The sequence below is a fragment of the Pseudoalteromonas sp. SG43-6 genome, assembly GCF_014164365.1.
Classification (GTDB): domain Bacteria; phylum Pseudomonadota; class Gammaproteobacteria; order Enterobacterales; family Alteromonadaceae; genus Pseudoalteromonas; species Pseudoalteromonas rhizosphaerae.
The window spans coordinates 95445-118550 of record NZ_JACJEZ010000006.1 but is presented as its reverse complement, the minus strand read 5'-3'; the positions used below and the strand labels follow the sequence as shown (position 1 = coordinate 118550).

General features: G+C 36.9%; 22 protein-coding genes. 5 read left to right on the top strand and 17 right to left on the bottom strand.

All coding sequences use genetic code 11. The features are described 5' to 3' along the window. Positions 1–6: 6 nt before the first annotated feature. From H5201_RS04230 to H5201_RS04165, 14 genes are all read right to left on the bottom strand, one after another. On the bottom strand, positions 7–726 hold the full coding sequence (locus H5201_RS04230) for a nucleotidyltransferase family protein (protein ID WP_145239477.1): 720 nt from the start codon (positions 724–726) through the stop codon (positions 7–9). Beyond that, the gene (locus H5201_RS04225; protein ID WP_182718197.1) at positions 723–2171 is read right to left on the bottom strand and encodes a PfkB family carbohydrate kinase; all 1449 of its coding nucleotides are present in this window, start codon (positions 2169–2171) and stop codon (positions 723–725) included. Before H5201_RS04225 ends, H5201_RS04230 begins: the two co-directional genes overlap by 4 nt. Further along, on the bottom strand, positions 2168–3223 hold the full coding sequence (locus tag H5201_RS04220; protein ID WP_182718196.1) for an alcohol dehydrogenase catalytic domain-containing protein: 1056 nt from the start codon (positions 3221–3223) through the stop codon (positions 2168–2170). Before H5201_RS04220 ends, H5201_RS04225 begins: the two co-directional genes overlap by 4 nt. A gap of 3 nt (positions 3224–3226) precedes the next feature. Next, a complete protein-coding gene (locus tag H5201_RS04215) occupies positions 3227–4075 on the bottom strand; it encodes an FkbM family methyltransferase (protein WP_145239468.1) in 849 nt (282 codons plus the stop codon). Then, positions 4075–5853: a thiamine pyrophosphate-binding protein gene (locus tag H5201_RS04210; protein ID WP_076923528.1), complete on the bottom strand. Its 1779-nt coding sequence runs from the start codon at positions 5851–5853 to the stop codon at positions 4075–4077. Before H5201_RS04210 ends, H5201_RS04215 begins: the two co-directional genes overlap by 1 nt. Further along, entirely contained in the window at positions 5854–6624 is a 771-nt protein-coding gene (locus H5201_RS04205) for an SDR family oxidoreductase (protein ID WP_145239465.1), read from the bottom strand. Further along, positions 6624–7679 carry an alpha-ketoacid dehydrogenase subunit beta gene (locus tag H5201_RS04200; RefSeq protein WP_076923526.1) on the bottom strand — a complete coding sequence of 352 codons (1056 nt, stop codon included), beginning with the start codon at positions 7677–7679 and terminating at the stop codon, positions 6624–6626. Before H5201_RS04200 ends, H5201_RS04205 begins: the two co-directional genes overlap by 1 nt. Then, complete coding sequence (locus H5201_RS04195; RefSeq protein WP_169019240.1) at positions 7669–8625, bottom strand: thiamine pyrophosphate-dependent dehydrogenase E1 component subunit alpha; 957 nt, start codon at positions 8623–8625, stop codon at positions 7669–7671. The genes H5201_RS04200 and H5201_RS04195 overlap by 11 nt, the downstream gene beginning before the upstream one ends. Continuing rightward, complete coding sequence (locus tag H5201_RS04190) at positions 8625–9317, bottom strand: class I SAM-dependent methyltransferase (RefSeq protein WP_253188782.1); 693 nt, start codon at positions 9315–9317, stop codon at positions 8625–8627. The genes H5201_RS04195 and H5201_RS04190 overlap by 1 nt, the downstream gene beginning before the upstream one ends. Further along, positions 9295–10290: a GDP-mannose 4,6-dehydratase gene (locus tag H5201_RS04185; protein WP_182783772.1), complete on the bottom strand. Its 996-nt coding sequence runs from the start codon at positions 10288–10290 to the stop codon at positions 9295–9297. Before H5201_RS04185 ends, H5201_RS04190 begins: the two co-directional genes overlap by 23 nt. A 3-nt stretch (positions 10291–10293) precedes the next feature. Then, positions 10294–11568 (bottom strand): hypothetical protein, encoded by a 1275-nt coding sequence (locus H5201_RS04180; protein ID WP_182739662.1) that lies wholly within the window; start codon positions 11566–11568, stop codon positions 10294–10296. Further along, positions 11568–12176 carry an SIS domain-containing protein gene (locus tag H5201_RS04175; RefSeq protein WP_182718193.1) on the bottom strand — a complete coding sequence of 203 codons (609 nt, stop codon included), beginning with the start codon at positions 12174–12176 and terminating at the stop codon, positions 11568–11570. The genes H5201_RS04180 and H5201_RS04175 overlap by 1 nt, the downstream gene beginning before the upstream one ends. Then, a complete protein-coding gene (locus H5201_RS04170) occupies positions 12173–13120 on the bottom strand; it encodes an NAD(P)-dependent oxidoreductase (RefSeq protein WP_145239453.1) in 948 nt (315 codons plus the stop codon). The genes H5201_RS04175 and H5201_RS04170 overlap by 4 nt, the downstream gene beginning before the upstream one ends. Before the next feature lie 68 nt (positions 13121–13188). Continuing rightward, complete coding sequence (locus tag H5201_RS04165) at positions 13189–13914, bottom strand: cytidylyltransferase domain-containing protein (protein WP_076923520.1); 726 nt, start codon at positions 13912–13914, stop codon at positions 13189–13191. Positions 13915–14100: 186 nt separating this feature from the next. On the opposite strand from H5201_RS04165, the gene pseI reads away from it, so the two are divergent. From pseI to H5201_RS04140, 5 genes are read left to right on the top strand one after another with little or no spacing between them, the layout of a single operon-like run. After that, positions 14101–15150 (top strand): pseudaminic acid synthase, encoded by a 1050-nt coding sequence (gene pseI / locus H5201_RS04160; protein WP_182783770.1) that lies wholly within the window; start codon positions 14101–14103, stop codon positions 15148–15150. Next, complete coding sequence (locus H5201_RS04155; protein WP_182718190.1) at positions 15147–16235, top strand: FkbM family methyltransferase; 1089 nt, start codon at positions 15147–15149, stop codon at positions 16233–16235. The genes pseI and H5201_RS04155 overlap by 4 nt, the downstream gene beginning before the upstream one ends. Then, complete coding sequence (locus H5201_RS04150) at positions 16235–16477, top strand: acyl carrier protein (RefSeq protein ID WP_076923517.1); 243 nt, start codon at positions 16235–16237, stop codon at positions 16475–16477. The genes H5201_RS04155 and H5201_RS04150 overlap by 1 nt, the downstream gene beginning before the upstream one ends. Positions 16478–16479: 2 nt before the next feature. Then, the gene (locus H5201_RS04145) at positions 16480–18063 is read left to right on the top strand and encodes a hypothetical protein (protein ID WP_182783768.1); all 1584 of its coding nucleotides are present in this window, start codon (positions 16480–16482) and stop codon (positions 18061–18063) included. Then, the gene (locus H5201_RS04140; RefSeq protein WP_182718188.1) at positions 18053–19579 is read left to right on the top strand and encodes a class I adenylate-forming enzyme family protein; all 1527 of its coding nucleotides are present in this window, start codon (positions 18053–18055) and stop codon (positions 19577–19579) included. The genes H5201_RS04145 and H5201_RS04140 overlap by 11 nt, the downstream gene beginning before the upstream one ends. Before the next feature lie 5 nt (positions 19580–19584). On the opposite strand, the gene H5201_RS04135 is transcribed toward H5201_RS04140, so the two are convergent. From H5201_RS04135 to pseB, 3 genes are read right to left on the bottom strand one after another with little or no spacing between them, the layout of a single operon-like run. Then, positions 19585–20721: a Gfo/Idh/MocA family protein gene (locus H5201_RS04135; protein ID WP_182761093.1), complete on the bottom strand. Its 1137-nt coding sequence runs from the start codon at positions 20719–20721 to the stop codon at positions 19585–19587. Positions 20722–20777: 56 nt separating this feature from the next. Next, on the bottom strand, positions 20778–21932 hold the full coding sequence (gene pseC, locus H5201_RS04130; protein WP_182783766.1) for a UDP-4-amino-4,6-dideoxy-N-acetyl-beta-L-altrosamine transaminase: 1155 nt from the start codon (positions 21930–21932) through the stop codon (positions 20778–20780). After that, positions 21929–22930: a UDP-N-acetylglucosamine 4,6-dehydratase (inverting) gene (gene pseB / locus H5201_RS04125; RefSeq protein WP_149981506.1), complete on the bottom strand. Its 1002-nt coding sequence runs from the start codon at positions 22928–22930 to the stop codon at positions 21929–21931. Before pseB ends, pseC begins: the two co-directional genes overlap by 4 nt. Positions 22931–23106: the final 176 nt, after the last annotated feature.

Sequence of the window (23106 nt, the reverse complement as noted above, 5' to 3'; positions counted from 1 at the left end):
TTAATATTAAGCAGGTTTGTTGATAGCCAGCAATTCAGTTTGAAGTTTATTATAAGCTTGTGGAGTGCCTATATCTATATATCTCAGATGGGTTTTATAGCTATAAAGACTGCCCAATAATAAAGGCACCATGTCGTGGCTAATTTCATAGAAGCTTTCCTGTTTAAAGTGTGAAAAGTATTTTTCATACACTCCTGCGGAGAATAAAAACAATGCCCCGCTTGCTAGGTTACTTGGTGGATTGGATACTTTTTCATGAAACCTTTGGATTGAAGCGTCTGAATCAAGTTCAACAATACCACATGAGGAGGGAGAAGCAGATTCAAAAAGTAAAAGCGTAGCATCACACTTTTTGGGCCTTTTTGAATGGGCTTCTACAAAATTAGTAAGGGTATCTTCGCAATAGTTATCAGCATGAATGACCATTGTGGGACTACAATGCCAAAACTCTTTATTACTAATCAAAGTGCCGCCTGTACCGAGTAACTTTTTCTCTCTAACGATTGTTATTTTATTACGGTATTCGGACTTTGACACAAACTCTTCTACTTGTTCAGCGAAATAGTGCACATTAATGAGTATGTCGCTGACACCAAGTTTATCGAGCTTTTCTAGCCAATAAGCCAATAAAGGCTTGCCTTTAATAGGCACTAAACATTTTGGAATTGTATTAGTCAAAGGTTTTAACCGAGTGCCTAACCCTGCTGCAAGCAATATTGCTTTCATATATTTTTGAATGACTCCAGTACTCGTTGCTGTAGCGTGTTGAAGGACAGTGGCTGATTTCCGAGAGTATCTACTTGGCAAGCGGCTGCAATACTTGCAATATAAAAAGCTTGCCAAGGTGTCGCACCTGAGCACAATGCCAGGCTACTGGCAGCTAAGAAGCAATCACCAGCTCCCGCAGGATCAACCGCATTACGGTTAATCGCAGGAAGCATATCATTTTCCCATTGGCCGTTTTGATCTGGTAGATGGATAAAAATACCTTCTCCTGCGAGGGTAATAACTAAAGACGTTGGATTTGCTTTTTCGCAAAGTTTTTGGGCCAATATAGGTAGACCATCATCAATATTATTCAATGCTACGCGTACTTCTTTTTCTGTTGGTGTTATTAGCATCATATCTTTATAACGGGCAATGTCACCAACTTGAGAAGATGTTTGGCTGTCTGCGACAACACGTACATTGTTTTCTTTGCATAAAGCAATGACTTTATCGACCAGAGTTTGAGGTAATAATCCATAATTAAAATCAGAAAATACCAGTAAATCGAAGTTGTTAATACTACTTTCAAGTTGCATGTATAAATCTGTTTGAATTTCTTTAGAAATTTTATGCTGTCGAACTTGATTGACCCTTAGAAGTGTTTTATTGCCAGCTCTATATCGTGATTTTAATGGTGTTGGGCGACTGCCATCATCGAAAAGTATAGTATCAATATTGTATGCGTTAATATGATTTTTTACGTAATCAGCTTTATCATCTTTGCCAAGTACCGAGAAAAGCGTAACTTGATTAGCTCCTAGCCCTTTTATATGACCTGCTGTAATTGCTGCTCCGCCTAAAAATGTATCCGTTCTATCTGGTGTCATCACTATGGTAGGATCCTCCTGAGATAAGCCTACCGCAGTACCTTGGATATATTCATCGACGATTATTTCGCCAATTACAGCAACACGGTTTTCACTAAATTGAGAAAATACCGTGTTGATTGATTGATAATTAAACTGATGCCTTGTTGCATAACTTTGGCATTTTTTATAATCAAAGTTATGACCATGGCTTATTGTTCTTGTAATATATTGTTCGGAATTAGATTCGAACTCACCAGAGCCAAAAATAAGCTTTCCTCCGTACATTTCAACAAGAGCATGCTCAGGATTGTGCCTACTTTCAAACTCTTTACCTTTCACGACAATATGAGGCTTGAGGCTCTTTACGGTTTCTGCTGGAGTTAAATCTGATAAAAATGCTTCATTCACACATTCGAGGGATTGAACCATCTCTAGGCGATGTTGTTCGTTTACCCGACTCTTTAACCCCATAGATTTGTCGCTGTTAACAGCAACAATTAGTTTATCACCACACTCTTTTGCAAAACGAAGTAAGCGAATGTGGCCAGGGTGTAAAATGTCAAAATTTCCTTGAACAAGGACTTGCTTATTCATACTTCAATATTCTCAAAAGTAATGATGGCTCTGGTAATTTCTCTTCGTTCGAGCGCCGATATTGCTTCATTGATTTGATTCAAAGAATAGCGATGGCTTATCAAAGAATTAATAGATATTTCAAGTTTTTGAATAATATCTGCAATCGATTTTAAATCTTTGTCTGGATTACAATTACCTCCCCAAGTTCCAAAAATTTGCTTTCCACAAATTAGTTGATGAGGATCTAACTTTATAAAATCGCCAGTTTTTGGATGTGAGGCAAAATAGCATTTACCGCTGTTATGTATATTATTAAAAGCGAATTCTATGGTTTCACATAGTCCAGCACTCTCAATAGCATAATCAAAGCCGTTAGGGTGTTGCTCTTTGAGTAAAGCTAGGCTTGCTTCTTCATATAAATAAGCTTCATCGGCGCCTAGTTGTAGTGCTAAGTCACATTTAGATTGTTCAATATCTACAACTATGATTTTTTTTGGTCTGAAATGTTTAAGCATTAATAGTGCACTTATGCCTATACCACCTAGTCCGATTAATATCACATTACTATTAGAGTGTGGTTGTATCTGGTTAAGAACCATACCGGCTCCTGTGGGGAGGGCGCAACCGAGTAAAACAGCTAACTCATTTGAAATACCTTCAGGGCAAATGGTTACTCTATTCTCAGATATAACAGAGTACTCTGAAAAAGTCGTAACTGGACCTGCATTGATAATTTGACCCTCTTTGCTAATTATATGTGTCCCACCGGAATCGATTCCACTGCCTTTTAGCCAACCAAGAACGACACGATTTCCTTGTTTAACCTTGGTAACACTATTGCCAACTGCTATTACTTCACCTACACCTTCATGACCCATTAAGTGGGGCAAATACTTGTCTTCTCCTCTAAGGCCTTTACTCTCCATCAGCTGGCTTCTACACAAGCCAGCCATATGCATTTTCACCAGAACTTGATTATCTTTCAAATACGGTATTTTTAAATCGAGTAGTTGAAGGGGCTGCTCTATATCTATTAATACACCTGCTTTAAAATAAGTTGGAATATTCATATTTTACCAAGGCATCTTATTTTTACTAGAAAGGAAAACACTACCTTCTCTATGACTTAGGGGTAATTCGGCAAGAGAGTTCACTTTTTTCCAATCATTTTTTTGAAGAAAAATATTTAAGCCGACTTGTAAACTGTAGTCGAAAATAGTTTTTGCATTTTTTTCGCCATTAATTTCCATCATAAAATCAATTTTTAAAGCGTCCTCCGAAGAAATTGAAGTTAATACATCTGCTTCTTGACCTTCAATATCAATTTTAATTAAGTCAAATTCTTTAGCTATATTACCTATGTTATTAACTTTAACTTCAAATTTATCTAGCTCTCCATAGGGATTACTTTTTGCGCCGCTCAAATGACTTCCAGTTAAGTTTCCACATACTCGTGTAAATTCAGCTTTGCCATCAAAACTTGCCGCGGCTTCATTTATTGGCTTAATCTTTTTACAATTATTTAATTCTAGGTTTTGTTTTAAAACGCGGAATGTTTCAGGGTCCGCTTCAAAACATGTAACTTGATAATCTAATAAGCTCAGCACTATTGAATGCAGACCGATATTAGCGCCAAGATCTAACACATTCTTATAGTTATTTTTATTTTTCAAGTAAAAGCTTAAAATGATTAGCTCATCAATACCAAACAAATGAGTCGTATTAATATTGCCCATATCGTAATACGGAAGAGAAAATGTAATATTATCCGTTAATAAAAATGTTGGTGTTGATGTCGTGTTATAAGCGCTGGCAATTACTTTTGATAGTTTTTTGTTAAGAAGCTGGTAATCACTGCTTGATTGTACGTGTGATTGTGTATTCCTAGCTAGCATAACCAGCTCTTGGTGTAAGTTTATCATTATAGATTTTCCTTCAAACTGGGTATAAGCATAGCTTTTTTTTGTTTTATGTAAGCAAGTTCAGGGCTCATATTCTCTAATGGATTGCCATACTTGATAATCGGTTCATATCTAAAGTTTGGGTTAATTACTAATTCGATAAGCTTTGGCCCTTCTTGATCCATGCGAAGGTGTAAACGTTCTACTAATAATTTTAATTGCTCATTATTTTCAACTTTTTCAGAGTCGATCCCATAAGCTTTAGCAACTTCAGAAAAATTTATGTGAGGCAAGCCATTATTACAATCAGCAGAAAAATAATTTGAGTCTAGCCAATCATCTTGGGTTTGTTTTATCATACAATGACCACTATTGTTAAATACAATAATAATGACTGGAAGTTTCAAGTGATTTAACGTTGAAAGTTCTTGGATATTCATTTGCAAACCACCATCGCCAACTATACAAAATACTTCTTTTTCTTTTGCTAGGGCAACACCAATCGATGCAGGTAAAGCATAGCCCATGGGGGTATTATTATATGAAGAAATATACTGCTGGCCTTTTTTCTCTTTACCGTAGACAAGAGTTAAAGGTAAGCAAGTACCTGTATCCACACATATATTTTGGTCATCACAGAAAGCACCACTAAACAACTCAACAGCTAAATATGGGTTTACACCACCGTAATTATATTCAGGTATGTAGTTAAACTCTTGTGTGACATCCGTAATATAATTTAGCCACACATCGTTATTTTTAAATATTTCAATTAAATCTTCACAATGCAGTGAAAAAGCATCTAAAAAAACTTGTACAGATACAGGAAATTGATAGTTGATTACTTTGCCTAATTGGGCAAATTTCTCTATTTCGTTATGGTCAATATCCACCATTGCGATTTTAGCTTCACGTGCAAAGGTATCTAATTTTGCTGTGGCTTTTGAATCTAGTCTGCACCCAATAGAAATGATAAAATCGCAATTTTGTAAAACGATATTATTCCCACGTAAAGAATGAGTTCCAAAATTCCCTAGATTTAGCTCGTCATCATGATTTGCAATCCCTTTGAGCGGCCAAGTCGATAGAAAGGGGATTTTTAGTTTTGTTGCAAGTGAAATTAACCGTTCTGCTGAGTTATGGCACCCAGCACCAAGAATAAATAAAGGTTTTTTCGCTTGTTTTAATGACACTATGAAGTTATTAAATATGTTTTCTTGAATTACTTTATGGTTTACAGTTGATTGATTAAAAGCTTCAAATGGTATTTTTTTTATATCTAATATCTCTCGCTGAAAGTCATCAGGAATATCTATTAACACAGGCCCTGGCCGGCCACTTAATGCTGCTTTTATAGCTTCAGGTAATACAGTGATAATGTCATTAGGTCTTTTTAATTGTATTGCGTACTTTGTTATTGGCTTTGCCATAGAAACAATATCGGTTTCTTGGAAACCATATTGGCGAACCCCTAATTTATGCGATTGCCTAAATGAAGCTACATTTCCAGTTATATGTAAAGTAGCTACAGAGTCAAAGTAGGAGCTTGCGATACCTGTTAATAAATTTGTAGCGCCTGGGCCTGATGTGGCTATAGTCACGCCTAGTACATGGTGTGTTTTTGCATAACTATCAGCAGCCATCGCACATGATTGCTCATGTTGCATTGCAATAGCTGAAAGCGAAGGGTGTTTTTCAATTGAGTCAATTAAATGTAAAGCAGCACCGCCTTGCAGAACAAATACATGCTTGATATCTAATTGAGCAAGGTAAGATGCAATATAATCCGTTAGTTTCATTTATGTATGCTCTTTATTGAGTCTACGCAATTTGTAGATATTTGGGTTTTCAAGAGACTCCAAAAAATCCTCATGAAAAATTTCTTTGGATGCAATGCTATAGTTTCGTCCACTAAACTTACTATTTGCATTATCAAGAAGAAAAATTAAGGAGTCGATGACCAGTTGCATAGACACAAAGTCATTTTCCTCATATCTTCTGGCTGTTTCCTTATATGCTTCCGGCACTATTTCTTTTGCGTGGAGTGTTTGTTGGTGAATAGGTGTATCTACCCAGCCAGGACCAACATTTAGAAAGATTAAATCGGGATATTCAGCAGCTAAAACTTCAGTCATTTTTATTAATGCTACTTTCGCATTTATATAAGAGTTGAACTTCGTCGGGGCGCTATTGACGCCTCCGCCAGCAAAAGTCAGGATTTTGCAGTTTGATTTCATTTTTAGAACTGCTGAACTTAACACTTGCACTATAGATAAGTAATTAATTCTATATGCATTTTCCCAATCGTCATAAGAGCAATCTGATAGAGAACCGATTGGCTCGAGTGTGCCATGAACAAAAATTATACTATCATATATTGAAAAGTTCGTTTTATGGCACCAATCGTCAACGTTTTTTTGTGAGCTAAAATCAACTTTTGTTAGTTCAGCAAAATCTAAGTTTGATTTTCGCCCTCGATAAGTACCGTGAATAATCGTATTTTGGCTTAAGCGCTCAGCAAGTGCTTGCCCAATACCACTATTTATTCCTGTAATTAATACTCGATTCATTAAAACGGGCCTTTAAACCAGTTACCAGGAACATCGTGAGGAAATTCTACATCTTCGGTCATAAATATTTCCCTATCAAGGAGTTCAGATACAGCTTTAGTAATCTCAGTTCTGGTTTTGTAGTATTTTTTTGTTAATCCAAAGCTCGTAGGTTCAGGGTAAGAGGGGAGTGCTATTCGTTTTATTGGTTTTTTTAAGGAAGTAAAGCATGCTTCATATATTTTTGCTGAAATTTCACTAGAGACAGAAAATGAGTTATGTCCTATATCAGTGCATATGCAGGTTTGAGTCTTATTGACAGAGTTATAAATAGTTTGCCAATCAATATTTGTCGGTTCAGATACCTCAATTACCTCGCAGTTAACACCTTGTTTTTTTAGGAAGTTGTGGCAGTGTATGGCTTCTAGGAGCATATAGCTATTAGCGATGATAGTGACATCTTCACCTTCTTTGATGACTCTCGTTGTTTGCATGTTTGAGTTGTAATCGACGCACGTTTCTTTGTCGATGTTTTGGTTATGCAGCCATCGATGTTCAAGGAAAATAGTTGGATTATTATCCATTATACTTTGATAAAGTAGCTGTCCTACATTATCAGTTAAGCTTGGAGTAACAACTTTAAGTCCAGGGATATGTGCAAACCATGATTGCAAGCTTTGTTGATGAGTGGGTCCTTGACCCCAACCCCTACCTATGATTAAACGTATTGTTAAAGGTACAGTCATTTGCCCATTAAACATGTAGTGCCACTTAGCGGCATTATTTACAAGTTGGTCCATGGCAAGCAAGAAAAAATCGACTCGTTGATGGGTCATTAATACACGTGTGCCAGTAATAGCTGCGCCAATCCCTACACCCGTCATTGCATTTTCAGATGTTGGCATATCAAAGACACGGTCTGAGCCAAACTTTGATTGTAAGCCTGTAGTTGTACCAAAAATAGCTTTTGGATCATTAATACCTAATCCCATACAAATCATGCTATCGTCTTCAGCCATGGCACAGTGCTGTGCTTGGTTTATTTCTTCAGCGAATGTTGTTGTTTTATTTTGCATAAAGAAACTCTTCGTTTAACTGTGGATTTGGAAAAGGGCTATTTTCAGCAAAAAGAAAAGCATCTTCTATTTCATTTTTTATTTTGATAATCATTTCGTTATGAGTTTTCTCGAAATGTTGATCTGCTGATAGTTCCGCGAATAATAATTTTAACGGATCTTTTTCAAGCCATGTTTTGACTTCACCTGCGGCTCTGTAGTTTAAGTCATCATCAAAATTAGGACCGCAATGCTCTCTGTGACGATATGTATCAAGCTCTAAGAGTGCTGGGGCATTATTCTTTCTAATATATTCAATAGCACTCTCAACGGCATGGGTTAGTGGTATTAAAAGATTTCCATCAGCGTGAAAGCTTTCAACTCCAATTGATTGCGATAAATCCGTAATGCTTCTATTAACCGGCTGGCGAACTTCTAATGGGCTATACACTGAATAGCGGTTATTCTCACATATGAATAATATAGGAAGAGATTTAACTGCTGCAAAATTTAACGACTCGTAAAAAGCGCCTTCTTCCGTTGCACCGTCACCAAAATAACTTACGGTCAAAAAATTGCTATTTTGTAGTTTTTGACTTAGCGCACTGCCAACCGCTAGTGGTATACTATTACCCACAATTGCAGTGCTAGCTATAAAACCGCAATCCAAGTCTGTTAAGTGCATAGAGCCACCTCTGCCACCTGTGCAGCCTGTCGCCTTGCCATATAATTCAGCTATCATTTTCTTTAATGATCCGCCTTTGGCTAGATAGTGGGCATGTGCTCTATGTGAACTGAAAGCCTTATCATCTTTAGATAAAAAATTAGAAACAACAACAGGTACTAGCTCTTGACCTATTGACAGATGTGTTGGGCATCTCATTTCTTGCTCAGGGTAGCGTAAGGCTATCATTTCTTCTATTTTTCGAATTCTTAATGATTCAAAATATGCATCAAGTTTTTTCATTAGGGTATAAACCAATAAAAATCGCCAGTGTAGCCTGTATCTTTGAAAAACTCTTTCCACTGATCAACATGCATCATTGTTTTGGCTGTTAGATTCCAGGCTTCCATGCGCTCTTTTTCTTGTTCATTTCTATATGCATCAACAGTAATAAATGCTTTAGCTTTAGAAACTCGCTCTATTTCTTGCAGTGCTTTTGCACAATTATTAAGATCTAAATTATGAATAGTGTTAATTGATATTACAGTATCAAAACTATTGTCTTCGAAAGGTAATTTAGTAGCGCAACCTTGTTGTAATAAGTGCTTTACTTCCTGTTTGGCATTGTCTAATGCGTAATGGGATATATCTATTCCACTTAATGTCATTGTTGGTAGCTGTTGTAAAATATCATAAAGCATAAATCCTTTTGCACAGCCTACGTCTAATAAACTGCTATTTTCTTGCAGGCCAAAGTGCGTAATAAAGTCAGGCACGACTGGCTGCCAAAATCTTGAATGATAGTTAAAACCACCATAGCCGTGCTCTCTATCACCATCAAAGAATTCCTCGTCAAATTGGCGCGCTATAGCTCTAACTGCTTCACTTTTGGCTTCTAATCTACCAGAAAGATCACGCTTAGACTTAGGGTAATTTTTTAGTAAATCTATTTCTTGTCCTATCATGATTACCTCAAGGTTTGTGAATATAGTCATGTTCTTGCTTGGCGAGTACATCTAAATTTTGCTTCATCCAATAAATTGTTCGTTCTAAGCCGTTTTCTAATGAAATAGAATCTTGCCAATTTAGCTCGGAGCGAATTTTTTTTGTGTCTAATAAATATGCTGCATCTTTTCCTAATCGATCTTCAGTCGATTGGCACACTTGTTCAAATGGGAGCTTAAGCATATTGCAGATTGTTTCAACGAGTACTCGAATAGAGATCATTTTATCTGTTGAAATATGGTAAATATCACCATTTTTACCCTTTTCGCCAATAAGTTGTGTCGCTGAAGATACATCGTCAATATGTATAAATGATCGTGTTGAATGCCCTCCGCCATGCAGCTGTAATTTTTTGCCTAGTAAGGCATATAAAATAGTACGAGGGATTATGCGATAAAGCTGTTGGCCTTCGCCATAAACATTGGCAGCTCGTGTAAATACCACTGGAAAGTTATAAACATCTGCGAATGTATGTAGACTCATATCTGCTGCAGCACGGGAGACTGCATAAGGTGTACTGGGTTGGTAATTAGTATGCTCTGGTACTAATCCGTTACAACTACCATACACTTCGGGTGTTGATATATGGATATATTTTTCAAGGAAATCTAATTGTCGGAGAGAATTGTGTAACTTTATCGTTGAAACAGTGTTAGTCATAAACCAATGTTCAGGATGTTGCCAGCTTTGATCAACCATGCTTTGTGCAGCAAAGTTATAAATTTTTTTAATTTTTTTCTGTTTAACAATATCAATAATTTTTTGCAGATGATGATTTATATCCAGTTGGCTAAATTGCAATTTATCTGCATTTTTTTGCCAACTATATGGTAGTAATGCTGAATTAGGTTCTGATGAGCGACTAACAGCAACAATTTGCTGATCATTTTTTAGCATATGCGCACAAAATGATGCCCCTGAAAATGAATTGCTTCCTAAAACTAAAATTGATGAGTCATTCATAGTTTAGATTGCCGCCTTATTTATTTTATTCTCAAGAAGAGAAAATTGAGTTTGAATATTTTCAAATGAATCATCCATCCATGCATTTATTTGAAATTCATTATCATTAAAGTAATGATTTTTTCCAACTTCAAAGCCGTGCATGTTATTTGTTCTGTCTGATAGATTTGGAATATCATTCGAACACCATCTAAAAATGATTGAGCGAGCCCCTTCAAGATAGCTAATCGGATAAAGAGGACCACTGTCAACACCCATATTTATATACGCTTCATGGTATAAGGCGAGCCTGATACTTAAATCTACAGCTGCAAGGGGATACGTTGTAAGCGATTGATATTTTTCTTCAAGGGGCTCACTTACTTTATAAGTATCTCTAATAATTAGCGGAAAGTATTCATTGAGGTCTAGTGATAATGCAAAATCAAGCCATGCCGTTGTATTGCTATTTCTGTGCTCGGAATTTGCCCAATATTCTCTCAATGTAATTGTTATTAGCTTTTTTTTGCCCACGTTATGTCTTATGAAGTCATTAACAATAGTATAAGCTTGTTGTGGAGGTGCTAAGTTACTTAATTTAATATTTTGCTCGGCATAAGATTTTAATAATTTAAAATCTCCAGCTGCTTGTCTAGGGTTTTGAAAGTAGTTATTTGGATATATGCTAGGGTTCAAGCTTTTATAGTATACAAGGCTACTTTGCGAAATCGGCTGATCAATACCTATGCATGAGGCAAGACAATTAAACATGGGTTTAATAACCTTTTCGATACGCCATTTAGCATCAACGTTATCGTGATATACATTTAATCCTGGAGTATCGTCACTATGGCTAGGGATAATTACAAATTGAATATTTTTTTTATTTTGTTTTTTTCGTTCTATTTCAGCTAAAACGATAAAAGTAGTTACATCAAAGCAGGGCAAATTATAAGAGAGATCATAAAAAGCATATAACGTTGATTTAGTATCAATAGCAAATTGCATTTGTATACAAGGAATGAGCTTACCGCTCATGTGGTTAAAAAAAGAACATTGATTAGTGGTAATACCAATTTTATTTAAAGATTGTAAGATATCAAAGACAAATTCAGAACAAATTACTACTTGGAGCGTTTGTTTTTTTTCTAGTTTTGATAATTCTTCTAATGATTTTGCAGGCGTGCCTTTGTATGATTCGCCACCATTTGTACAAGCAAAAATATTATTGTCAGTATTATATTCTGATCGGATAAACATTTCTGTTGAGGCTGTAATTCCGTAGACAATGGTGGTCATTAATTAGCCTCACGTAATGCATTGTATAGAGCTTTCATTAAGATATGCCCGACAATAACTTGAGTATCTTCTGATATCTGCATATCTTGGACTTCGAAATGGAAAACTTGGTCAAGCATCGGCTTAACTTTACCGCCAGAAAATCCTAAAATGCCCACTGTTTTCATGCCAATGTCGAGTGCTTGTTGAGTCGCTCTAATTATATTTTCAGAGTTACCGCTACCAGATAAAACAAGTAAAATATCATTGCTGTTTGCTTTAACTTTTAGCTGATGTGCAAAAATATTTTCATAACCAATGTCATTGCCTAGGCAAGTTAAAACAGAGCTGTTTGCTGGTAATGCTTCAACTTTTAATGCATTACCTTCTGGGCTAATACCAAATGTAAAGTCATTTGCAAGGTGGATTGCATTTGCTGCTGAGCCGCCATTGCCACATAAATATAAAGTGCCGTTATTTGCCTTCATAGTAAGTAAGGTATCAACAAGACTCTTAACTTGTTCACTATCTAACTGTTTTAATACATCCGTTAGGGTGTTCACATAGTTTGTTGTCAGTTTTTTCACTGAATCCTTGGCTATAGTGGTTGCAGATTGGTTGTTAGTCATAAAACTTCTCTTTGCATCCATTTAAGGTTGTAAAAATGGTCTTCATCTTTAAGTAAGTCTTGTTTGTAAGCTGTAATAATTTCGGTAATGGCTGTGTCGACATTTTTATTGGGTGTAAAACCGGTAGATAGTAACTTATCTGAATTAATACGGTAACAACGAGGGTCATTTGAAGGAGTAACCTCAATCTCACATGCTATTTTAGCCTGTACCATTTTTGCTATATCCATAATTGAGATATTTTCAAACCCTGCATTAAAGACACCAGAGACTTTCTCTGGATTATCCAGCATATAAATATAGAGATCAGTAATATCGTCAATATGAATATTTGGTCTGACTTGATCGCCGCCAAACACTGTGATTTTTCCATTTTTTAGAGCTTGCATTGTCAGCATATTGACAGAAACATCTAAGCGCATTCGTTTAGATAAACCGCATACAGTTGCTGGGCGTACAATTTGTACCGCCATGTCGTCGGCATAACTAAGAAGTACACGCTCTGCAACCATTTTCGTTTTGTTGTATTCAGAAATAGGCTCAAGCGTTAAGTCCTCAGTTACTTGCTCTTCATCTTTAACGCCGTATACGCTACCCGATGACGCATAAATAAACTGTTTTATTCCACAGCGCTTTGCTTTATCGGCTAAGCGCATAGTTGCTAACGCACTCACTTCCCATGTTAATTTAGGGTTTAAATCACCACAGGGATCGTTTGCGATAGAAGCAAGATGAATAATAGAATCCACACCGTCTAAGTTAATCGTATCAGTGTCGCGTACGTCACCTTTAATGACTGAGAGGTTGTCATGAGAGGGCAAAAAATTACCAAACCATTGGATGTCAAACGCGATTACGCGATGGCCTAAAGCCAGTAGTTTTGGAACCAGTACAGTTCCTTTATAGCCAGTTGCACCGGTAACTAATATTGTTTTTGGATTCATTTAATATTCTCTAATTCTTTGGTAGTCATAAATATAATGTTCAATGACATACAATTATTATGCCTAACTTAAGTAGATTTTTGCTCTACATGTTTATTTATATCGGTGATGTGAGGGTTTTCCTTTAATGTTTTTATTAAATCATTATAGGAAAAATCTACTTTATTCAAAAAATGCTCATAAACAGCGGTAATTGCTTTGTAATCGTCTGGTTCATCAAGTGTTAGGCGAAAGTGGCTATAATCTTCATACGCACTGAATGTGTGAGTCGTTATAGTATTAAATTTTGCCATGCCTAACGTAACATGCTCACGATCGTCCGGTGATGTTGCTTTTAGATGGGTATTCTCTAGTAAATCAAATGAAAATGCGCAGCAGTCAAGTCCTCTAGGGTAACCACTATGAGGACCTAAATTAACCATGTCATAGGTTTGAGTCACTCTTTCATTAATCACTTTGTTACATAGCTCTTCATCAATCAGTGGACAATCACTCGTTAGCCTAACTATGGTTGTAGATGATTGAGCATTATAATGTTTAGCAGCCAGATAATAGCGGCTTAGTACGTCTTGTGTATCCCCTTGGTAGGTTTTAATATTCAGCTGTGTGCATAAATCCAAGATAGGCTGCTCAGTGCCATCATTAGTTGTTGCGACAATGATTTGATCGTGCCAGTTTGGTAAGCGTTCAAGCATAATTTGTAACACTGGTTTGCCACACAGCGGCAACATCACTTTGGCAGGCAATCTGGTTGATGTCATACGTGCTTGAATTATTATTAATACATCAGACATGGTCACTGGTAATCGTAATTATTATTGAGATAAATATAGCAAATCATTACACTCTTGCACATAACTTAAAAGTTAAAATCCTTTTGGATCAATATAGTTTATCAAATTGTAAGCTATTGTAGATAATTAGGTATGAAATTTGCTTTGATTTAATGATTTTTTGACAGTGCAATTTAAGGGGCGCAAATGGCGTTTAATTCTGAAATTACCATCGATGGTAGAAAAATTGGGCCAGGTCATCCTGTGTATATTATTGCCGAAATGTCAGCAAACCATGGTCAAAATTTAGAGCAGGCGAAAGCGTTAGTTAGAGCCGCAAAAGAGGCCGGAGCTGATGCGATAAAGTTACAAACTTACCGCGCAGATACTTTAACAATGGATTGTAAATTATCGCATTTTGAAGCAACAGGTCCATGGCAAGGACAATATTTATATGATTTATACGAAGGGGCATATATGCCATGGGATTTTCACGCCCCTTTAATTCAGCTGGCGAATGAAATCGGTATCACTATTTTTTCTTCACCATTTGATGATTCTGCAGTCGATTTATTGGAATCTTTTGATTCACCTGCATATAAAATAGCTTCGCCAGAGTTGATCGATCATGACCTCATTCGAAAAGTTGCTGCGACTGGAAAGCCGGTGATTATGTCAACAGGTGGAGCAACGCTTGCTGAGATTGACGAAGCTGTGAAAGTTGCTCACCAAGCAGGAGTAACAGATTTAGCTATATTGAAATGTACAAGTAGCTACCCAGCTCCCCCGCAAAGCATTAATTTAAAAACAATCCCTCATTTAGCAGATGTTTTTAAAGTACCAATAGGCTTATCGGATCACACATTAGGTAACCATATACCTGTCGCCTCTGTAGCTATGGGGGCGACAATTATAGAAAAGCATTTTGTGATGAGTAAAGAAGATGAAACGGCTGATAGCTTTTTTTCCATGACACCAGATGAACTTGAAGATTTAGTTCAAGGAGTTAGGCAAGTTGAGTTGGCTATTGGCAGTGTACATTTCCCTAGTGAGCCCAGTAAAGCAAGGCGTTGCCTATTTGCAGTGAGGGATATTGCTGCTGGTGAAGTTTTGAACAAAGAGAATGTGGTCAATCTAAGGCCTGGTGTAGGTGAGCTGATGCCAAAGGATTTAGGATTTATAACGGGCAGACTCGCAACGAAAGCGATTAAAAAAGGTATGCCTTTGACTTGGCATCACGTTGGAGCGATTAAATGAACTATCTAATTTACGGAGCGGGTCATTTTGGAGAATGTTTTTATAGAATTTTAGTAAAGCAAAAGCTACAAGTTAATGGGTGGATCGATCAACGTTTAGTTAGCCAGATGAAGTATAATTTACCTATTTTTGATGAGCATACAGCTGATCGTAATATGACAGTCATTGTTGCTGTAACGCCGTTAGTTAACTCTAATAGAGGGCAAATCAAAGAGCGCCTACAAGAGCTCGGTTATAATAATGTTCTTGGCTTTTTTGAGGCTGCACGAGAGTTCCCAGAAGTGTTTAAGGAATATGCGCAGCTAGAGCATTTATGGATGCGCACAAGTCATCATGATATGTTGAATTTACCAAGTATTAAGTGGTTACGAGCGCGTTTGGGGGATGATAAAAGTAAAAATATATTAGATAAATTGTGTGCTTTTAGGGCATCCCTTTCTATTGATGACTACCCTGAACCGGATAGAAAAATTGAGTACTTCCCAGATGATATACCTTTCAATTTTCAATCACCAATTCGTTTTATCGATTGTGGTGCTTATACTGGGGATACAGTAGAGGCGTTTGTAGAACTTCATAAAAAAAATATTATAACACTTGAGCATATTTCCTCATTTGAACCCGATACAAATAATTATCAAACACTTACAAATACACAAAACAGGCTAAAGAAAAATAATCCTGAAATTTCTTTTCAAGCATTCCCTTCGGGGGTTTGGAAATGTGTTGATTTACTTAATTTTAATCAAGGGCAAACAAGCTCCAGCAATATTATACAAAGTGAAGTTATAAATGATTCTTCAGTATCTGTTGTTGATTTAGACTCAACTTGTCAAGCTATGGATATAAACTATATAAAAATGGACATAGAGGGGGCCGAATTAGCTGCTCTTGAAGGTGCCAAAAGTTTAATTCAAACCCAACAGCCTGTGCTAGCTATTTGTGTTTACCATAAACCGAAAGATTTATGGGAACTCCCTCAATTTATCGATCAATTGCAGCCTAATTACGATATGTATTTACGAGTACATGAACATTTAGGGTTAAGCACCGTTTTGTATTGTATTCCAAAAGGTTCTCATTAATGAAAAATCAACTTATTAACTTTTTATATCAGTTTTTTACAGACAGAGGTTGCGCTGTTGATATTGATAATATTTTAGAGCTTTCATTCAAGGATGATATAGCTTTGGATTCATTTGAGATTCTGACATTAGTAATGCAGATTGAATTGACTTTCGGTATAAAAATTGAACCTCAGGAATTGCTTGATCCAAAGACGAATTATGTGAGTGGATTTGTTGATATGGTTATGGCAAAGCAATAATTATGTTTGCAATTCGTATCACTAATAAGCAAGACAATGGCATTGGTCATTTAATGCGAATGAAACATTTGGCTTCTGCATTAAAACAGCATCAATTAGGTGTCCACATAATTCTTGATGATTTATGTCAGTTTAGCCAAACGCTGTATGCAGATTTTAAAGTGGCTGATGTTCATTGGCAAAATTATGAAGAGGACGCACTTTTAACAATTAATTATATGCATCAGAATAGTTTATCGCATTTAATAGTTGATAGTTATACTTTACCGCATGAATACGAGCAGTTGATAAAGAAATCCGGTTTTACCTTAACCGTTATTGATGATAACGAGCGACAACATACTTGCGATTTTTTGATTGATTATAAATGGGTAGGACCGATTACAAAGAGCCGTTATGAATCGCTAGTACCGACTGATTGCGTTCGTCTTTTAGGCCCGAATTATTGTATTTTAGATCCCACATATCGTACCGTTGAAAAGCACTCTTCGGAGTCAGATCTTCCCGTTCGAGTTTTATTTTCATTAGGTGGCGGTGGTGATCTTTTTATTCTAAAAAGAATCTTTGATGGATTACCAAGAGCCATTCAAGCAAATGTTCTTTTTGATATAGTGGTAGGTCCCTATGCAACGAATAAAGATACTATGTATGCTATTGGGCAAGAGTTTCCAAATATTAATATTTTAGAGAATGTAACTTGCCTGAAAGAGTATTATGAAAGAGCCTCACTTTTTGTGGGTGCATTAGGCACCTCTTTTTATGAATGTGCTGCGACTAAAACACCAGCGATTACTTTTTCTCTTGAGGATAACCAGACTAATGATATTGATATCTTGGAGTGGTTAGGTCACTACCTCCATATTAATGATGTTTCTATTGATGATTTTTTGCGATTAGGAGAGTTAATTGATATCGCTCTTAGTCAATTACCAAGATTACAATTGCTGGTAGCCAAAAGAAAAGTATCGGTTGATGGCGAGGGGGCACGGCGAATAGCTAAAGCTCTTGTCGGTGAGAAGATATCAACAAATTGTTTTGCTATTGCTGAGCAGCACTGCGAAGTAAAGACTGAATTAACAGATAATTTGGTTGTTTGCCAAGTTGATGATACCCATATAAATAGTTATTTATCGGCTAGAAACTTACCTAGCAATAGCGTGAGAATGACTGTGCAGAATGCTATTAAGCCATTGGAACATTATTTATGGTGGTTTAATCAATCACGTTTTAACTTTGTGATTACAGAGCGAGAAGGCAGTAGGCAATCTCAAAGTTTGTATATCTGGCATAATTTATATAAAGATAAGTATTTATATGGCGGCTGGTTTTCTTGTAATCAAGATCTTTCCTTGCCCATAGCTATGATCGCCTTACAATGGCAACTTGAGTTTTGTAAAGCGAGTCATCCCAATGCTATTTGGCTTGCGGTGATCCATAAAGACAACAAATTTGTAAATTTGCTAAATCGCTATATGGGATTTGTGGCAATACCAATACATTCAAAAGAATATAAAGTAACGCAACAGTTATTTCCTTTGGCCGATGAGCAGTTTAATTTTGTAATGTGGGACCCAAATGCACAATAAAAATATATACCAGCTTGTTCAATCACATACGGTTACTCAACCTGAGAAAATTGCGTGTATATATCAACAGACCCAAATTAACTACCAACAACTAATAAATAAGGTTGATTCTTTAGCTGCTGGCCTGACTCAGTTAGGAATTAAGCAAGGACATAAAGTTGCGTTATTTTGTCCAAATAACCTCGAGTTTACATATTGTTTATTAGCTGCGGCTAAACTGGGTATTGCGCTTGCGCCATTACCACTAACTCTCAAAGGACAGGCTTTATCAAAAGCGTTACAAGTAGCTGATTGCGAGTATGCTATAGCATGGATAAGTGTGGCTGAACAACTTGTTAATAATGATGTTTTAGCTACCGACAATATAATTACGATAGGTGGCAATAGTGATAACTTGATTGATTTGGTCAATGTAATGTCTGCATCCACGGCGCAATATGATGAGTTTCCAGTAGAAAATATCAATTTACCTTATATTCTTACCATGACTTCAGGTTCTACTGGTCAACCTAAGCCAATAGTATTTACTCAAGCGACTAAAATTGTTCGCGCATTTGATGCGACGGCTCAGTATTACCAATTAGATAAAAGCGATGTTGTGTTGGTTTCAACACCTTTATATCATTCACTTGCACAGCGCTCTTTACTGATGCCACTAATGTTGGGCGCAAGTGTAGTTATTTTACCCAAGTTCTCAGTTAATGCTTGGCTTGATGCAATCAATACTCATAAAATTAGTTTTTTATTTGCTGTTTCAAGTCAACTAAAGGCCTTGATCCCAGAGTTAGCAAAAGCGCAGTTAACAAGCTTGAAGTGTGTTGTATCATCTTCTGCAACACTTGAAAGCGACGACAAAAAGTCACTGTTATTAGCCTTGAATTGCCGTTTCCATGAATGTTATGGGGCATCAGAAATGGGGGTGATCAGTGATTTTGATATAACCGAGCCGAATGTACCGATCAATAGTGTAGGTAAGCCTTTACCAAATCTGAAAATAAAAATATGTGATGCTGAACGTAATACTTTGTCTAATGGTAATATCGGTGAAATAGCTTGTCGCTCACCAACTGCGTTTGCACAATATTATAACTTACCAGAGCAAACTGCGCAGAGTTACGACAGTGATGGTTATTTTTTTACTGGTGACCTTGGTTATTTGGATGATGATAATTATCTTTATTATGTTGGTCGAACAAAAGAAGTTATTAAATCGGGCGGGATCAATGTTTACCCGAGCGATATTGAGTTGGTAACTAATTACTTACCTTGGATTGCTGAGTGTGCGGCTTTTGGAGTAAGTGATGATAAATTTGGAGAAGTCATTTTATTATCTTTTGTTTGTAATGATACTGCGCCAGTGAATGCAAAAATGCAGTTGCAAATGCATTTATTCAAAGAACTTACTGACTATCAGCAACCGCGAATTTTGTTTGAGATGAAAAGACTGCCAAAAACCGAAATGGGTAAAATCCATAAACCGAGTATCAAGCAGGCATATCTAGAGAGTTGTAATTAAGCGTATTACACGCTTTCCCAGCCAAGTGTTTGTGTCGAACGTTTAGCAGCAGCAAATAACTTTAAGCCATCTGCGGCGTGTTCTAAACCAAATACGTATGGTTGGTTATTTTCTTGCCCTAGTTGAAAACATTGTAAATCTTCAGCGATGTCGCTGTATAAGTTTGCAAATGCTTCTACAAAACCAGTAGGGTGGCCTGGTTTCATGCGGTTATATCTAAATTGGTGGGCGTAGTCGCACTGACCCGCTCGGTCTAATATCTCTCGCCTACCATCATTAAAATTTAGTTCTAACTCATCGGGGTTGAGCTGTAACCATTTAGCACTTCCGGTATCTCCATACACTCTGATCTGTAAACCGTTACGATGACCAATAGCCGTTTTTGACATCCACATGCTGCCTTTGACGCCACTGGCATACTTTACTAGCATTTGTACGTCATCGACTAAATTAGCATATTGAGAGTGGTTACTAAATTCAGCTAATGTGTGAGTTGGTTCCTCACCCAATAAAAAGCTACTTAGGTGATGAAGGTGAACACCTAAATCTAAGCAAATGGTTGGTACTTCAGCATCTCGCAGACGCCACGCCTGCGGTTGTGATGTTTTTCCCGCGATATCGGGGGGGCGGCGAAAGCCTTCTTGCGGCATTTCTAAATGAATTTTTTGAATTGTTCCCAGCTTTCCTGAATTTATTAAATGCTTTAACTCACGTACCATTGCATAGCCACTGTAGTTAAAAGTAACAGCTAAAAATTGTTTCTTTGGATCATAATAAGGGCGAAGAATTGCAATTTCTCGTGGTCCACAAACCATCGCTTTTTCACAGATTACGGGTAATTTTTTTTCGAATAAATACTGTAAAACTTCTAAATGATGCGGTGTTGGAGTGAGCACTACAAAAGCATCAATGTGACCCTTTTCAGCTTCGACCATTTCTTTCCAATCTGCGTAAACACATTCTGCTGGGATCCCCCAATGAATACCTGTAGCTTGATTATTTTCTTGATTACGACAAAAGGCACCGGCAACAACTTGAAATTTATGATCCATGTGAGCTGCGCAAAAGTGTACATAGCCAACAGCTGACGTGTTACCCCCGCCAATAAAAGCAAGTTTGAAAGTCGGGTGAGTTTGTAACATAGTTGCCTCAAGGTTCATTAAATAATATGTTTATATCGTCAAAAAGGTTGAAAACTTTAATTTAAGATTTGCTGTAGAGTGTTCAGTATAAAATGCACTTCTTGCTCTTTCAACGATGGATGAAGAGGAAGGGTGATAGCACCTTGATAATATTTTTCAGCATTAGGGAAATCACCAGCCTTAAAGCCTAGAGCTTGATAGTATGGCTGTAAATGTATTGGAATATAATGAACGTGGCCAATGATCCCTACTGCTCGAAGCTGAGTTACAGCGTTTTTATGACGAGTTGCATCGCTATAATTAAGTTGAATTATGTACAAGTGATAAGCGGAATAACAGGTATCAATTTGTTGCAATGGACGAACCAAATTTAAATTAAGATGTGTATCATATATTTTAGCAAGGTGATGTCGCTGCTTAATAAATTCGTCAACTTTACTTAGTTGGCTAAGCCCTAACGCTGCGTGTAAATCAGTCATTCGATAATTAAAGCCAAGCTCGATTTGCTGATAGTACCAAGGCCCATGGCTTGCATCGGTCATTTCACTTTCATCTGATGTGATCCCATGGCTTCTTAATCTTTTTAAACGCTTTGCTAAATTATCATCATTTGTAACCGCCATACCGCCTTCAGCTGACGTGATGATTTTCACAGGATGAAAGCTGAATACGCAAATATCTGAAAACTCACAATTACCAACAGGTTTATCTAAATATTTAGCACCAATGGCGTGAGAGGCATCTTCGATAATTTTAAAATCATATTTAGTAGCGAGCTGATGAATGGCTTGCATATCGCATGATTGACCCGCCAAGTGTACCGGTATGACAACTTTAGGTAAGCAGTTATTTTTTTCTGCTAGGATCAACTTCTGCTCAAGTTCCTTAATCGACATGTTGCCGGTATCTAAGTCAATATCAACAAAGTCAATCTTAGCACCACAATAAAGTGCGCAATTACTTGATGCTACAAAAGAAATAGGAGATGTCCAGACTATATCGTTTTCTCCAACGCCTAATGCTAGGCATGCGATATGTAACGCCGATGTTGCACTATTTACTGCAATGCCATGCTTTACTTTACAGTAACTAGCAATGCCAGCTTCAAATGCAGGTACTTTAGGACCTTGCGTGAGCCAGTCAGATTGTAAGACATTGAGTACCGCATCAATATCTGCTTGGTCAATAGATTGCTTTCCATATGGGATCATAAAAGTGCCTGAATATTAAAAGCTGCTATTTCTTCTATCGTTAAAAAGTGGGGGTTACTTAAAGAACTATATTCAAATCCGATCTCAACTTTCCTACCGCACTCATTTAATGCATTTGTATCAAAATTATTGCTGCGACTACTAAATTTAATGCCAGGTGCAATCACAAAATGATCATCAAATTCGTAGGTATCAAAACACAAATCAGAAGGGCACATCACCTCATGTAATTTTTCGCCCGGGCGAATACCGATATTTTTTTGTGGCAGGTTTGGTGCCATTGCTGTTGCTAAATCAGTAATACGAATTGATGGGATCTTGGGAACAAAAATTTCTCCTCCTAACATCCTCTCAAAGTTAGTTAAAACGAAATCAACACCTTGCTGAAGGCTGATCCAAAAGCGGGTCATTTCTTCATGGGTGATAGGGATATGGTCGCGGCCTTGATCAATAAACTTTTGAAAAATAGGCACTACTGAACCGCGCGAGCAGACTACATTACCGTAGCGAACAACTGAAAATGTGGTGCGATTACCACCGGCAATATTATTAGCGGCAACAAACAATTTATCGGATGCTAATTTTGTCGCACCATATAAATTAATTGGGTTGGCTGCTTTATCAGTAGAAAGCGCAATGACTTTTTCAACATTATTGTCTAAGGCAGCATCAATGACATTTTCAGCACCATTAATGTTAGTTTTGATGCATTCCATCGGGTTATATTCTGCGGCAGGGACCTGTTTAAGAGCTGCAGCATGAATAACGTAATTTACTCCACGCATTGCACGGCGTAAGCGGTCTTTGTCGCGTACATCACCGATGAAGTAACGCATACATGGTTGATCAAAGTCTTGCTGCATTTCAAATTGTTTTAACTCATCACGAGAGAAAATAATTATTTTTTTTGGCTTGTATCGCTCAAGTAACGTTTTTACGTATTTTTTACCGAATGATCCGGTACCACCGGTAATTAAAATTGTTTTGTTATCGAACATAGTTTTACCCAAGTTATTTATCATTGGCGTAGTTATAGTAAAAAATTAAATACGCAAAAAGTGAAATTTAATACACTGCTCAGTACTTTACCTATTAACAGAGTAGGTTAGCAAGCACGATGCCAAGTTAATTTAATTAAACAATGGTACAAAGTGCAAAATTTGGCAAATTAAGC

Coding starts and splice junctions, on each gene's coding strand:
- H5201_RS04145 (WP_182783768.1), top strand. CDS start 16,480: ATGTTTGCAATTCGTATCACTAATAAGCAAGACAATGGCATTGGTCAT.
- H5201_RS04205 (WP_145239465.1), bottom strand. CDS start 6,624: ATGAATCGAGTATTAATTACAGGAATAAATAGTGGTATTGGGCAAGCA.
- H5201_RS04225 (WP_182718197.1), bottom strand. CDS start 2,171: ATGAATAAGCAAGTCCTTGTTCAAGGAAATTTTGACATTTTACACCCT.
- H5201_RS04140 (WP_182718188.1), top strand. CDS start 18,053: ATGCACAATAAAAATATATACCAGCTTGTTCAATCACATACGGTTACT.
- pseI (WP_182783770.1), top strand. CDS start 14,101: ATGGCGTTTAATTCTGAAATTACCATCGATGGTAGAAAAATTGGGCCA.
- pseC (WP_182783766.1), bottom strand. CDS start 21,932: ATGATCCCATATGGAAAGCAATCTATTGACCAAGCAGATATTGATGCG.
- H5201_RS04165 (WP_076923520.1), bottom strand. CDS start 13,914: ATGTCTGATGTATTAATAATAATTCAAGCACGTATGACATCAACCAGA.
- H5201_RS04180 (WP_182739662.1), bottom strand. CDS start 11,568: ATGACCACCATTGTCTACGGAATTACAGCCTCAACAGAAATGTTTATC.
- H5201_RS04135 (WP_182761093.1), bottom strand. CDS start 20,721: ATGTTACAAACTCACCCGACTTTCAAACTTGCTTTTATTGGCGGGGGT.
- H5201_RS04175 (WP_182718193.1), bottom strand. CDS start 12,176: ATGACTAACAACCAATCTGCAACCACTATAGCCAAGGATTCAGTGAAA.
- H5201_RS04185 (WP_182783772.1), bottom strand. CDS start 10,290: ATGAATGACTCATCAATTTTAGTTTTAGGAAGCAATTCATTTTCAGGG.
- H5201_RS04190 (WP_253188782.1), bottom strand. CDS start 9,317: ATGACTATATTCACAAACCTTGAGGTAATCATGATAGGACAAGAAATA.
- pseB (WP_149981506.1), bottom strand. CDS start 22,930: ATGTTCGATAACAAAACAATTTTAATTACCGGTGGTACCGGATCATTC.
- H5201_RS04210 (WP_076923528.1), bottom strand. CDS start 5,853: ATGAAACTAACGGATTATATTGCATCTTACCTTGCTCAATTAGATATC.
- H5201_RS04215 (WP_145239468.1), bottom strand. CDS start 4,075: ATGATAAACTTACACCAAGAGCTGGTTATGCTAGCTAGGAATACACAA.
- H5201_RS04150 (WP_076923517.1), top strand. CDS start 16,235: ATGAAAAATCAACTTATTAACTTTTTATATCAGTTTTTTACAGACAGA.
- H5201_RS04155 (WP_182718190.1), top strand. CDS start 15,147: ATGAACTATCTAATTTACGGAGCGGGTCATTTTGGAGAATGTTTTTAT.
- H5201_RS04220 (WP_182718196.1), bottom strand. CDS start 3,223: ATGAATATTCCAACTTATTTTAAAGCAGGTGTATTAATAGATATAGAG.
- H5201_RS04195 (WP_169019240.1), bottom strand. CDS start 8,625: ATGAAAAAACTTGATGCATATTTTGAATCATTAAGAATTCGAAAAATA.
- H5201_RS04170 (WP_145239453.1), bottom strand. CDS start 13,120: ATGAATCCAAAAACAATATTAGTTACCGGTGCAACTGGCTATAAAGGA.
- H5201_RS04230 (WP_145239477.1), bottom strand. CDS start 726: ATGAAAGCAATATTGCTTGCAGCAGGGTTAGGCACTCGGTTAAAACCT.
- H5201_RS04200 (WP_076923526.1), bottom strand. CDS start 7,679: ATGCAAAATAAAACAACAACATTCGCTGAAGAAATAAACCAAGCACAG.